10 protein-coding genes are annotated in these 12507 nt (G+C 71.4%); 6 read left to right on the top strand and 4 right to left on the bottom strand.

Translation table 11 applies throughout. The features are described from left to right. Nucleotides 1-15 precede the first annotated feature (15 nt). The 3 genes from ilvN to serA all read left to right on the top strand — a co-directional run bounded on the left by ilvN (nt 16) and on the right by serA (nt 3569). Nucleotides 16-540, top strand: a complete 525-nt coding sequence (gene ilvN / locus ABEE00_RS27610) for an acetolactate synthase small subunit (protein WP_345748410.1) — start codon at nt 16-18, stop codon at nt 538-540. 83 nt (nt 541-623) lie between these two features. Further along, on the top strand, nt 624-1622 hold the full coding sequence (ilvC, locus tag ABEE00_RS27605) for a ketol-acid reductoisomerase (protein ID WP_345748409.1): 999 nt from the start codon (nt 624-626) through the stop codon (nt 1620-1622). A 357-nt stretch (nt 1623-1979) separates the two neighbouring features. Then, the gene (gene serA, locus ABEE00_RS27600) at nt 1980-3569 is read left to right on the top strand and encodes a phosphoglycerate dehydrogenase (RefSeq protein ID WP_345748408.1); all 1590 of its coding nucleotides are present in this window, start codon (nt 1980-1982) and stop codon (nt 3567-3569) included. A gap of 141 nt (nt 3570-3710) precedes the next feature. Here serA and ABEE00_RS27595 read toward each other — a convergent pair whose 3' ends face one another. Then, nucleotides 3711-5060 (bottom strand): FAD-dependent oxidoreductase, encoded by a 1350-nt coding sequence (locus tag ABEE00_RS27595; protein WP_345748407.1) that lies wholly within the window; start codon nt 5058-5060, stop codon nt 3711-3713. A 195-nt stretch (nt 5061-5255) separates the two neighbouring features. Then, a complete protein-coding gene (locus ABEE00_RS27590; protein WP_345748406.1) occupies nt 5256-6470 on the bottom strand; it encodes a PucR family transcriptional regulator in 1215 nt (404 codons plus the stop codon). A gap of 260 nt (nt 6471-6730) precedes the next feature. Here ABEE00_RS27590 and ABEE00_RS27585 point away from each other — a divergent pair, with 260 nt between their 5' ends. Beyond that, nucleotides 6731-7657: a proline dehydrogenase family protein gene (locus ABEE00_RS27585; RefSeq protein WP_345748558.1), complete on the top strand. Its 927-nt coding sequence runs from the start codon at nt 6731-6733 to the stop codon at nt 7655-7657. Nucleotides 7658-7748: 91 nt separating this feature from the next. Further along, the gene (pruA, locus tag ABEE00_RS27580) at nt 7749-9380 is read left to right on the top strand and encodes an L-glutamate gamma-semialdehyde dehydrogenase (RefSeq protein ID WP_345748405.1); all 1632 of its coding nucleotides are present in this window, start codon (nt 7749-7751) and stop codon (nt 9378-9380) included. Nucleotides 9381-9434: 54 nt separating this feature from the next. Here pruA and ABEE00_RS27575 read toward each other — a convergent pair whose 3' ends face one another. Next, nucleotides 9435-10100: a nitroreductase family protein gene (locus tag ABEE00_RS27575; RefSeq protein ID WP_345748557.1), complete on the bottom strand. Its 666-nt coding sequence runs from the start codon at nt 10098-10100 to the stop codon at nt 9435-9437. A gap of 353 nt (nt 10101-10453) precedes the next feature. On the opposite strand from ABEE00_RS27575, the gene ABEE00_RS27570 reads away from it, so the two are divergent. Continuing rightward, a complete protein-coding gene (locus ABEE00_RS27570; protein ID WP_345748404.1) occupies nt 10454-10612 on the top strand; it encodes a hypothetical protein in 159 nt (52 codons plus the stop codon). Between the two features lie 120 nt (nt 10613-10732). On the opposite strand, the gene ABEE00_RS27565 is transcribed toward ABEE00_RS27570, so the two are convergent. Continuing rightward, nucleotides 10733-12358 carry a purple acid phosphatase family protein gene (locus ABEE00_RS27565; protein ID WP_345748403.1) on the bottom strand — a complete coding sequence of 542 codons (1626 nt, stop codon included), beginning with the start codon at nt 12356-12358 and terminating at the stop codon, nt 10733-10735. Nucleotides 12359-12507 lie beyond the last annotated feature (149 nt).

The raw sequence follows: 12507 nt of genomic DNA, 5'->3' as shown, positions 1-12507 counted from the left end.
GGAGCCACCAACCCCATGTCCAAGCACACGCTCTCCGTCCTCGTGGAGAACACCCCCGGCGTCCTGGCCAGGATCACCGCGCTGTTCTCCCGCCGCGGCTTCAACATCGACTCGCTCGCCGTCGGCGTCACCGAGCACCCCGACATCTCCCGCATCACCATCGTGGTGCAGGTCGAGGACCTGCCGCTGGAGCAGGTCACCAAGCAGCTCAACAAGCTCGTCAACGTGCTCAAGATCGTTGAACTGGAACCCGGTTCGGCGGTCCAGCGCGAACTCGTTCTGGTGAAGGTGCGCTCGGACAACGAGACCCGCTCCCAGATCGTCGAGATCGTCCAGCTCTTCCGCGCCAAGACCGTGGATGTCTCCCCGGAAGCCGTCACCATCGAGGCGACCGGCAGCAGCGACAAGCTCGACGCCATGCTCAAGATGCTGGAGCCGTACGGCATCAAGGAGCTGGTCCAGTCGGGGACCATCGCCATAGGGCGCGGCGCCCGCTCCATCACCGACCGGAGCCTGCGTGCCATAGAGCGTTCCGCCTGAGGCGCCCCGAGGTCCCCGAACCCCGCCCGGCCGGACTAGGTTGGGCCGCACAACCCCCATTGATTTCTGAGGAGATATCCGAAGTGGCCGAGCTGTTCTACGACGACGACGCCGACCTGTCCATCATCCAGGGCCGCAAGGTCGCGGTTCTCGGCTACGGCAGCCAGGGCCACGCCCACGCGCTGTCCCTGCGCGACTCGGGCGTCGACGTCCGGGTGGGTCTGCACGAGGGCTCCAAGTCCCGCGCCAAGGCCGAGGAGCAGGGGCTCAAGGTCGCCACTCCGGCCGAGGCGGTCAAGGAGGCCAGCGTCATCATGGTGCTGGTCCCGGACCCGATCCAGGGCGAGGTGTACGAGAAGGACATCGCGCCGAACCTGAAGGACGGCGACGCCCTGTTCTTCAGCCACGGCTTCAACATCCGGTTCGGCTTCATCAAGCCCCCGGAGACCGTCGACGTGTGCATGGTCGCCCCGAAGGGCCCGGGCCACCTGGTGCGCCGGCAGTACGAGGAGGGCCGCGGCGTCCCGTGCATCGCGGCCGTCGAGCAGGACCCCTCGGGCGGCGCCTTCGACCTGGCGCTCTCGTACGCCAAGGCCATCGGCGGCACCCGCGCGGGCGTCATCAAGACCACCTTCACCGAGGAGACCGAGACCGACCTCTTCGGCGAGCAGGCCGTGCTCTGCGGCGGCACCTCGGCGCTGGTCAAGGCCGGCTACGAGACCCTGGTCGAGGCGGGCTACCAGCCGGAGATCGCCTACTTCGAGTGCCTGCACGAGCTGAAGCTCATCGTGGACCTCATGTACGAGGGCGGCCTGGAGAAGATGCGCTGGTCGATCTCCGAGACCGCCGAGTGGGGCGACTACGTCTCGGGCCCGCGCGTCATCAACGACGGCACCAAGGCCGAGATGAAGAAGATCCTCGGCGAGATCCAGGACGGCTCCTTCGCCACCAACTGGATGGCCGAGTACAAGGCGGGCCTGCCGAAGTACAACGAGTACAAGAAGCAGGACGCCGAGGGCTCGCTCGCCAAGACCGGCGAGAAGCTGCGCGGCCTCATGAGCTGGGTCGACGAGGAGGCCTGAGCCTCCACCCCGTAAGGGCGCCGGGACAGGCGTCCGTAACGGGACACTCCGCGCAAGAGGGGCCGGGTGCACTGATGTGCACCCGGCCCCGCACGAGAGTGACCGATTTCTGAGGGCCCCTCTTCCTGAGGGCTGTCGCTATATACACTGCACAGCGCAAGCAATGCAGCGCGTCACAGGCTCACAGCGTCGTGCGTCTGCCCCCTGCGCGCGCCCCACGGGGAGAGTGCCCTCTGCCCCGCATCGGGGGTGTGCGGGGATGATGACCCTCCACCGTTCTCACGGCCGTACGGGACTCGGCCGTCGAGCTCCGCCGCTCTGTCGCGGCGGAGGTGATCCGTCAGGACTGGAGACCACGTGAGCAAGCCCGTAGTACTGATCGCCGAAGAGCTCTCGCCCGCCACCGTGGACGCACTCGGCCCGGACTTCGAGATCCGCCAATGCAACGGCGCGGACCGCGGCGAACTGCTGTCCGCGATCGCCGAGGTCGACGCGATCCTGGTCCGCTCCGCCACCAAGGTGGACGCCGAGGCCATCGGAGCCGCCGGAAAGCTCAAGGTCATCGCCCGCGCGGGCGTCGGCCTCGACAACGTCGACGTTCCCGCCGCCACCAAGGCCGGTGTGATGGTGGTCAACGCCCCGACCTCCAACATCGTCACCGCCGCCGAGCTCGCCTGCGGCCTCATCGTCGCCACCGCGCGGAACATCCCGCAGGCCAACGCGGCGCTGAAGAACGGCGAGTGGAAGCGCAGCAAGTACACCGGCGTCGAGCTGAGCGAGAAGACCCTCGGCGTCGTGGGCCTGGGCCGCATCGGCGTGCTCGTCGCCCAGCGGATGTCCGCCTTCGGCATGAAGGTCGCGGCGTACGACCCCTTCGTGCAGCCGGCACGCGCCGCGCAGATGGGGGTGAAGCTGCTCTCCCTCGACGAGCTGCTCGAGGTCTCCGACTTCATCACCGTGCACCTCCCCAAGACCCCGGAGACGCTCGGCCTGATCGGCGACGAGGCGCTGCACAAGGTCAAGCCCAACGTGCGGGTCATCAACGCCGCGCGCGGCGGCATCGTCGACGAGGCCGCCCTGGCCTCGGCCCTCAAGGAGGGCCGCGTCGCGGGCGCCGGTCTCGACGTGTACGCGAGCGAGCCCTGCACCGACTCCCCGCTCTTCGAGTTCGACCAGGTCGTGTGCACCCCGCACCTGGGCGCCTCCACCGGTGAGGCGCAGGAGAAGGCGGGCATCTCGGTCGCCAAGTCGGTGCGCCTGGCGCTCGCCGGCGAGCTGGTCCCGGACGCCGTGAACGTCCAGGGCGGCGTCATCGCCGAGGACGTGCGCCCCGCGCTGCCGCTCGCCGAGAAACTGGGCCGCATCTTCACCGCGCTCGCGGGCGAGGTCGCGGTGCGGCTCGACGTCGAGGTGTACGGCGAGATCACCCAGCACGACGTGAAGGTGCTCGAACTCTCCGCGCTGAAGGGCGTGTTCGAGGACGTCGTGGACGACACCGTCTCGTATGTGAACGCCCCGCTGTTCGCGCAGGAGCGCGGCGTCGAGGTCCGCCTCACCACCTCCAGCGAGTCCATCGAGCACCGCAACATGGTCACCGTGCGCGGCACCCTCTCCAACGGCGAGGAGATCTCGGTGTCCGGCACCCTGGCGGGCCCGAAGAACCACCAGAAGGTCGTCGGCGTCGGCGACCACGACGTGGACCTCCAGCTCACCGACCACATGGCCTTCCTGCGCTACGGCGACCGCCCCGGCGTGGTCGGCACCGTCGGCCGCATCCTCGGCGAGGCGGGCATCAACATCGCGGGCATGCAGGTCTCCCGCGCGACGGTGGGCGGCGAGGCCCTGGTGGCCCTCACCGTCGACGACACCATCCCCGCCCCGACCCTCACCGAGATCAAGGGCGAGATCGGCGCGACCTCGGCGAAGAGCGTCAACCTGACGGACTGACCCGCGGGTCGCCCCAAGGAACGGACGGGCCCGGCTGCCGCGGCGGCCGGGCCCGCCGTCGTCCGCGACTCCGCCGTCGTACGGGACCGGGCCCGGCGTGTGCGGCGTACGCCGGTGTGCCGGCGCAGGGCGGCGCCCCGGTCAGGCGCGGCGGCGGGCCCTTGCCGCGATCCGCGGTGCGAGCAGCGTCTCGGGGCGGCGGTTGAGCGACAGCACGGCGAAGAACGCCTCGGCCACCACCGGGTCGGTGTTGGCCGCGGTCAGCACCCGTGCCATGTAGTCCTGCTGCACCCTGGCGAGCCGGCCGGGGCGCGGCCCGTCCGTCTCCGGATAGCGGGAGTCCTCCCCGGTGGCGATCGCCCAGGCGGCGCGCGGGCACTTCGCCAGGGCCCGCTGCGTCTTCCGCGCCCGTGCGGCGATCTCCGCGGGCGAGCGCGCCGCGATCCGGCGGGAGAGCACCTGGACCTGCAGCGCGGCGACCGTCATGCCGTGCCCGTACACGGGGTTGAAGCGGCACAGCGCGTCCCCGGTCACCAGCAGCCCGCGCGGCCAGCGCTTCGCGCGCTCGAAGTGGGTCCATTCGTTCGCCGTCGCCCGGTAGGAGACCGCGTCCGACAGCGGCTCGGCACCGCTGATCGCCTCGGCCAGCTCCTCGGAGCGCAGCGAGGAGGCGAACGCGAGCCACTCCTTCTCCTCGGTCGGCGGCCTGTGCTCGCCCTGTCCGATGAGCGTGACCAGCCACCGCCCGCCGTCGATGGGGACGATCACGCCGCCGCGCGGCAGCTCCGGATTGCCCTGCACGTACATCGCCTTCCACGGACCCGTGTCCGCCGGCGGCCTGTAGTAGCGCGAGGAGTAGCCGAGGTGCGCGTCGAACCGCTCGGTCAGCGGCGCGGGACAGCCGAGCTGCCGCACCCACTCCGTGACCCGGGAGCTGCGCCCGCCGGCGACCGCCACCAGCCCCGCACGCAGCGTGGACTCCCGCCCTTCCCTGCCGCGTTCGCGCAGCCGTACGCCGCCGACCGCGCCCGTGTCCCCTGCCGGGTCGAGGCCGATCACCTCGTGGCGGGGCAGGAAGGTGACGGCTGACCGGCTCGCGATCCTGCGGCGCAGCGTGGACTCCAGCACCTCGCGCGAGACGGACAGATAGTGCGAGCCCCGTACGCCGTCGAACCACGCGGCGGGGGAGAGCCAGCGCATCTCCTGCGGGGCGCCGACCATGACGGCCCCGGCCTCCTTGAGCTCGGTGACGATGCCCGGCAGCAGCTCCTCCAGTGCCCGGACGCCGCGCGACCACATCACGTGCACGTGCCTCGACTGCGGTACTCCCGCGCGGAACCCGGGCGCGCCGTCGGGCAGTTCGTCCCGCTCGACCACCGTCACGCGTGTGAAGCGCCGGGCCAGCGCGTGCGCCGCGAGCAGACCGGAGATCCCGGCACCCACCACCACCGCCTCGTCCGCCGCCGCAGTGCCCCTGGCCTCGGTCGTCAACGTGAACCCCTCCTCCGGTGACTGCGCTCCGTATCATCGCGCACACCAGCGGTGAGGGGCAGGGGGCAACCAAGCCGTTCCCGGCGCGGCGCGCGCCCGGGGCGCGCCGGGCTCCGCCGGGGCTCACCGCGCGGTCCTCGCCGGTTCGCCGCGGTGTCGCCGCGGTCTCGCCGCGGAGCAGTCTCGGCAGTCGCCCTACAGCCGGGCCGACTTGAGCGCCATGTGCAGGAGCAGCCTGTGCTCGCCGTCGTCCAGGTCGAGTCCGGTGAGCTTCTCCACGCGGGCCAGCCGGTAGTAGAGGGTCTGCCGGTGCACGCCGAGCGCCGCCGCCGTACGCCCCGCCTGGCCCGCGCAGTCGAGGAACACCTCGGCCGTGCGCGCCATTTCGCGGTGCGCCGGACGCAGCAGCGTGTGCACCGCGGGGTCCTGTTCCGCACTGCCCCCGTGCTCGGCGCGCAGTGCGGACAGCAGGCGGTACGGGCCGATGGAGGTCCACTCGGCGACCGGCCCGAGCCGGGGCTCGGCGCGCGCCGCCGCTGCCGCCGCTGTCGCCTCCCGCCAGGCGGCCGCCAGTTCGCCGAGCCCGTTGCGCGGCGCGCTCACCCCCGCCCCCGCGCGGCCGTCCTCAGGGCCTCCCGAGGGGGAACGCCCCTGTGACTGGGGCGACTTGAGCAGCCGCTCGGCCGCCGTACACGCGGGGCCGAGACCGTCGGCCGAGCGCAGCCGCACCAGCGCCGCATAGCCGTCGGTCCCGCCGCGCGCCTCAGCGACGGCGCTGCCGGCGGCGACATTGGGGACGCCGGCGACGCCCGAGTGCTCCTCGCCCTCCGCCGGGGTCCAGGGCAGCACGGCCACCAGGGCCACGGGTCCGGTGCCCGAGGGGCCCAGGGCGCCGCGGAGTTCGGCCATCGCGGTCTCGCGCTCGCGTGCCGGGCCGGTCAGCGCCTCGCGCAGGAGCTCGCCGCGGCGCGCACCGGCGCGTGCCTCTCCCGCGAGCAGCGAGCCGATCCGGGCGGCCGTCGTCATCGCCGCGTCCAAGCGCGGGTCGGTGAGCTCCAGTTCGCCGTCGTCGAGCAGCCAGATGTAGCCGTACACGGTCCCGCCGTGCCGCACCGGGAGGCACAGCCGCCCGTGCAGTCCCGCCGCCGGGTCGGGCGGGATGCGTACGGGGGCCGTGGCGCGCGCGATGCCGAAGCTCTCGAAGAAGGCCCGCACTTCGGCCGTCGACCTGCGCTGGAGGATGGTGCGGGTGCGCACCGAGTCGAGGCTGAGCGAGGGGTCGCCGCCGCCCTCGTCCGCGCCCTCGTGGGCGCCGAAGGCGATCAGCCCGAAGTCCCTGCCCTCCAGCGTGGCCGCCTTCCCGAGCAGCGTGCTGACCTCGTCGATCAGCGCCTGGTAGTCCTCGCGCATGGCGCTCGTGCCGCCTCCTGTCCGTCCCGGCCCGTCCCGGCATGTGCCGAGGTGCCCCGCCTGTTCGGGTACGAGGCTTCCGCGGCTGTTTCCAGGGCGGCACCCTCAGGTACATCCTCGGTATCAGTGGACCATTCTCATACAGCTGTCTGAGATACGGGCCACGGATGCGTGACACCTGTCGATGGTGGCGGGGACGGCGCGATCCTTAACTTCTGGGTGGCTTCTCTGCCATGACAAGAACATCCGAGGAGGTGCCCGTGCTGGGTCCCGTGCTTCTCGCCGCCGCGCGCAGCGACAGCATCCGCCGCGCCGTGTCGGCCGCGCCGGTTACCCGCCCCGTCGTGAACCGGTTCGTGGCGGGCGAAGAGCTCGACCCGTGCCTCGACGCGGTCCGCTCGCTGACCGGCCGCGGTCTCGAGGTCACCCTCGACCATCTGGGCGAGGACATCACCGACCGGGCCGAGGCCCTCCGCAACAGGGACGCCTACCTGGCCCTGGCCGAGGCGCTGTCCGGCGAGCACCTGGGTCCGCGCGCCGAGATGTCCGTGAAGCTCTCCGCCTTCGGGCAGGCGCTGCACGGCGGCGAGGACCTGGCGTACGAGAACGTGCTGCCGGTCGTCGAGGCCGCGGCCGCCGCGGGGACCACGGTCACCCTGGACGCCGAGGACCACACCACCATCGACTCCACGCTGGCGATCCTCGGGAAGCTCCGGGAGCGCTTCCCGCAGACCGGCGCCGTGCTGCAGTCCTACCTCTTCCGTACGGAGGAGGACTGCCGCAGGCTCGCCGGCGAGGGCTCGCGGGTGCGGCTGGTGAAGGGCGCGTACAAGGAGCCGGCCGAGGTCGCGTTCCAGGACAAGCGCGAGGTGGACCTCGCCTATGTGCGCTGCCTCAAGGTCCTGATGGCCGGCGAGGGGTACCCGATGGTCGGCTCGCACGACCCGCGCATGGTCGCCATCGCGCAGGAGCTGGCGCACCGCGCCGGCCGCAAGCCCGACCAGTACGAGTTCCAGATGCTGTACGGGATCCGCGAGGCGGAGCAGGACCGGCTGGTGGCCGAGGGACACCGGATGCGGACCTATGTCCCGTATGGCACGGACTGGTACGGCTACTTCATGCGCCGTCTCGCCGAGCGCCCGGCCAACCTGGCGTTCTTCCTGCGCTCGCTGGCCACCAAGGGCTGACCCGCCAGGCCGCGCGCACCGCAGGCCCCGCACGACCCCGTACGAACCCCCGTAAGACCTCCGCACCCGAACCCGAAGGAGCACGGCAGCCATGGACGCTGTGACCCAGGTCCCCGCCCCGTACAACGAGCCGGTGCACACCTACGCGCCCGGCAGCCCCGAGCGCGCCCGTCTGGAGCAGCAGCTCAAGGAGCTCTCGGAGAACCCGATCGAGCTGCCGATGACCATCGGCGGCGAGAAGCGCATGGGCGGCGGCGCGCGTGTCGACGTCGTACAGCCGCACAACCACAAGGCCGTCATCGGCACCTACGGCACCGCGACCAAGCAGGACGCGCAGGACGCGATCGACGCGGCCCTCGCGGCGGCCCCGGCCTGGCGCGCGATGTCCTTCGACGACCGCGCGGCGATCATCCTCAAGGCCGCCGAGCTGCTGTCGGGCCCGTGGCGCGAGCGGATCGCCGCCTCCACGATGCTGGGCCAGTCCAAGACCGCGCAGCAGGCCGAGATCGACGCGCCCTGCGAGCTCATCGACTTCTGGCGCTTCAACGTGCACTTCGGCCGCCAGATCCTGGAGGAGCAGCCGCCCATCCAGCCCAAGGGCGTCTGGAACCGGATGGACCACCGTCCGCTGGAGGGCTTCGTCTACGCGATCACGCCCTTCAACTTCACCGCGATCGCGGGCAACCTGCCGACCGCCCCGGCCCTGATGGGTAACGTGGTCGTCTGGAAGCCGTCCCCCACGCAGACCCACTCGGCGATCCTGCTGATGGAGCTGCTGGAGGAGGCCGGGATGCCCAAGGGCGTCATCAACCTGGTCACCGGCGACGGCAAGGACGTCTCCGAGGTCGCGCTGCCGCACCCGGACCTGGCCGGCGTGCACTTCACCGGCTCGACCAAGACGTTCCAGTACCTGTGGCGGACCGTCGGCGAGAACATCGAGGGCTACAAGTCCTACCCGCGCATCGTCGGCGAGACCGGCGGCAAGGACTTCATCGTCGCCCACCCGACCGCCGACCCGGCCGTCCTGAAGACCGCGATCACCCGCGGCGCCTTCGAGTTCCAGGGCCAGAAGTGCTCGGCCGCATCCCGCGCCTACATCCCGCGCTCCATCTGGGACAGCGGCTTCAAGGAGGAGCTGGCCGCCGAGGTCGACGGGCTGTCCATGGGCGACCCGACCGACCTGTCGCACTTCATGTCGGCCGTCATCGACGACCGCGCCTTCGCCAAGAACAAGGCCGCGATCGACCGCGCGAAGGCCGCCGGCAACTGCGAGATCGTCGCGGGCGGCACCTACGACGACAGCGTCGGCTACTTCGTGCGCCCGACCGTGCTGACCTGCTCGGACCCGGAGGACGAGGTGTTCCACACCGAGTACTTCGGCCCGATCATCGCGGTGCACGTCTACGAGGACGGCGACTTCGACGCGGTCGTGGACCAGATGGAGTCCGTCTCCTCCTACGCCCTGACCGGCGCCATCCTGGCCAAGGACCGGGCCGTCGTCGACAAGGTCTCGGAGAAGCTGCGCTTCGCCGCCGGCAACTTCTACGTCAACGACAAGCCCACCGGCTCCATCGTCGGCCAGCAGCCCTTCGGCGGCGCGCGTGCCTCCGGCACGAACGACAAGGCGGGCTCGAAGTTCAACCTGCTGCGCTGGTCCTCCCCGCGCGCCATCAAGGAGACCGCGGTGGCCCCGACGGACTACCCGTACCCGCACATGGGCTGAGCCCACTCCGTGCGCCACGGGCCCGGCCTCCCCACGGGGGCCGGGCCCGTCCCGTCACCACCCGTCGACGTGCATGACCTCCCGCGCCGGCACCCGGCTCACCGGCCCGAACCTCCCCTTCGGCCACCCCACCGGAATGACCGCGAAGGTGTTGAACTCCCGCGGAATCCCCAGCGCCTGCTTCCACTCCCGCTCCAGCATCAGGTGCCAGACGGTCATCGTCGCCCCGAGCCCCAGCCCGCGCGCCGCGAGCAGCAGGTTCTGCACCCCGGGGTAGATGCTGGAGGACTCCGCGATCGACCCGAACACGTTGCTCCGCATCAGCCGCAGCAGCGCCCCCGCGCCCAGCGCGTCCTTCATCGCGCGCAGCCCCTCCAGGCTCCCCTTCGGCTGCTGGTAGCGGTAGCAGGGGATGACCAGGGCCGGAGTGTCCTCGAAGTGGTCACGCTGGTACTCGATCGCGGCCACCATCCGCCGGTAGGCGTCCGGGTCCATGGTCGGCGGCGTGGCCTTGCCCGCCGAGCCCAGATAGGCGTTCACACACCGCCTCCACAGCGGCGCCAGCCGCGCCATCACCTCCCGGTCCTTCACCACCACGTACCGGTACTGCTGGAGGTTGGACCCGCTCGGCGCCCACACCGCCGCCTGCACCAGCCGCTCCAGCAGCTCGTCGGGTACGGGGTCCGGCTTGAGCCGCCGCATGGCCCGCATCGTCGACATGGTCTCGAACAGGCCGGGCTGTTCCGGGGTTTGGGCCGCGGGCCCTTGTTGATCATCAGTCATGGCGGCGCAGTCTAGGGACGCCGGGCTCGGCCGTCTGCGGTGCGAGCGGCGATCGCCGCGCGAGTGGCGTTCGTCTCAGATAGTAGGAAGCCCAAGTAATTGGGGAGACATCATGGCCCTCGGCTTCTACCTTTGTAGGAAGCCGAACGTCTCGCTCCGACCAGCGACCGGCGGATGAGACGGGTGCCCGGAGCAGGTGACCCCTGCCGCACCCAAGTCCCCGCCCCTTCCGGCGCGTTGCACTCCCTTCCGCACGTCCTTCGGTGCGTGCCTGCGTTAAGGAGACCGCCATGACTGCTGCGACCACCAGCCGCGCCCACACCTCAGCTCCCCGCGCCCGCCGCCTCTCCGCCGCCCGTACGGCCCGCGAGAACGACCGCCGCAACGCGGCGGCCGCCCTCCAGCGCGCCCTGGACCGCCGCGACAACGGCGGCGAGACGGGCCACTGAGCCTGTCCGCCCCTTGAGACGGCTCATCTGAGACGGCTCAGCCCCTGAGCCCGCTCAGCTAGCCCGGCGCTCGACCACGCTGCGGCACTGCGGGGGCCGACCCCCGCACCCCCAGCCGCCTCAGCTAGCCCGGCGCTCGACCACGAAGTGATCCACCCGCTCGCCGCTCTCCGCGAGCGCGGTGACCGTGAGCGCCGGTGAGCGGCCCTGCGCGCCGGGGTCGGACCGTACGCCGATGAACGAGAAGCCCGTGTAGCGCACCCGGGACCACTCGACCTCCTCCGGCTTCTCGGCCTTGTCCTCGGTCCAGTGGAAGGTGCGCACGCTGTCGCGGTCCTTCACGTGGCCCTCGTAGCTGTCGGGCACCGGGAAGTCGTAGAGTTTCTTGCCCGCGCCGCCCGCGGTGACGTACACCGTGCCGTCCCGCGCCGGGTCCGTGCTGCCGCCCACCGGCAGCTTCCTGCCGGGCTGCCCGCCGCGTACGGGGTCGGTGCGCTCGTACACGTGGTTGTGGCCGTTGATCACCAGGTCCACCCGGTGCTCCTCGAAGAGCTCGACCCACGCGTCGCGCACCCCGCCGTCCGAGGCGTGCGTGCTGGTGGAGTAGGCGCAGTGGTGGAAGAAGACCACCACGAAGTCGACCTTCCCCGAATCGCGCATCTCCCTGAGCGTCCGCTTCAGCCACCGCGTCTGGGCGCCGTCCGTGTAGCCCTTGTTGGCGGGGATCTCGTACGAGACGTCGTTGGCGTCCAGCGCGATCACGCCGACGTTGCCGTAGACGAAGGAGTACACCCCGGGCGCCTTCTTCGCGTCCGGGCCGTTGTCCGGGAGGGTCCAGCGCGCGGCCTGCCCGCCGTAGCCGTCCGGCGAGTACCAGGCCTCCATGTCGTGGTTGCCGGTCGTCACCATCCACGGCACCCGCGCCGCCACCGACTCGGTCTGCGCGAGGAACTGGTCCCACACCCGCGCGTCGTAGTGGTCGGACTCCTTGCCCTGGCCGTCGTCGTCCGCGTAGCAGATGTCGCCCGCGTGCAGGTGGAACGCCGGGTTCTGGCCCAGGATGAGCTGGTCGTTCGCCAGCGCGTCGTAGCTGACGCCCTGGTCGCCGAAGGCCGTGAAGACGAAGGCGCCATCCGCCGCGGCCGGCGCCGTGGTGAACGAGCCGATGGTGGAGAGCCGCTCGGCCGAGGCGGGGTCGAAGCCCTCGTGGCCCACGCCGTAGTAGTACGTGGTGCCGGGCCGCAGCCCGTCCAGCGCGGCGTGCAGGTAGAACTGCTCGACCTCCGGGAGCTTCTTCGACAGCGAGGGCGTCCTGAGCTCCCGCACCTCGGCCTCGATCTTCTGGCTCAGCTCCCAGGGCCGCAGCCCGACCCGTACGTACGGCTTGCGCACCGCGAAGGGGACCTGCCAGGAGATCCGCATCTGGGTCTTCGGGTCGGCGCCGAAGGCCAGGTGGCGGCCGAAGGGCGCGACCAGCGCGCCGTCCACCTCGCGCGTGGGGGAGGCGGCCGGCGCGGGTCCTGGCCCTGACTCCGGGGCGCCCATCGCCGCGTCGCCCGCCGCCACCAGGCCGGCGCCGCCCAGCGCGCCCGCGCCGACGATGCTCCCGGTGCGCAGCACCCCGCGCCGCGAGACCTTGTTGCGGGTCAACTTCTCGCGCAGGTACGCGTGTTGTTCGGCCATGGTCATCCGCTCGGCGAGCCGGGCGGGAATCCCCATGTTCGGTAGATCGCGCGCAGTCGTCATGACCTGCAAGGTCGCAGCGGGCGGCGACGACGGGAAGTATCTGCGTCATACACGCGGTGAACTGCACCCGTCTGCCGGTCCGTTCGCCCACACGCCCACCGGTCCGGGCGTCCGCAATATGGACGGGGTTGTGTCATGGCCTGGGACGA

The organism is Streptomyces odontomachicola, assembly GCF_039605595.1.
Taxonomy (GTDB): domain Bacteria; phylum Actinomycetota; class Actinomycetes; order Streptomycetales; family Streptomycetaceae; genus Streptomyces.
Note: the sequence above shows the minus strand (reverse complement) of the source record. Positions and strands in the feature narration are given on the sequence as shown.

Bases quoted from the DNA above. Each gene is read 5' to 3' on its own strand.
- ilvN (WP_345748410.1), top strand. From the start codon at position 16: ATGTCCAAGCACACGCTCTCCGTCCTCGTGGAGAACACCCCCGGCGTC.
- ABEE00_RS27590 (WP_345748406.1), bottom strand. From the start codon at position 6,470: ATGCGCGAGGACTACCAGGCGCTGATCGACGAGGTCAGCACGCTGCTC.
- pruA (WP_345748405.1), top strand. From the start codon at position 7,749: ATGGACGCTGTGACCCAGGTCCCCGCCCCGTACAACGAGCCGGTGCAC.
- ABEE00_RS27575 (WP_345748557.1), bottom strand. From the start codon at position 10,100: ATGTCGACGATGCGGGCCATGCGGCGGCTCAAGCCGGACCCCGTACCC.
- ABEE00_RS27570 (WP_345748404.1), top strand. From the start codon at position 10,454: ATGACTGCTGCGACCACCAGCCGCGCCCACACCTCAGCTCCCCGCGCC.
- ABEE00_RS27565 (WP_345748403.1), bottom strand. From the start codon at position 12,358: ATGACGACTGCGCGCGATCTACCGAACATGGGGATTCCCGCCCGGCTC.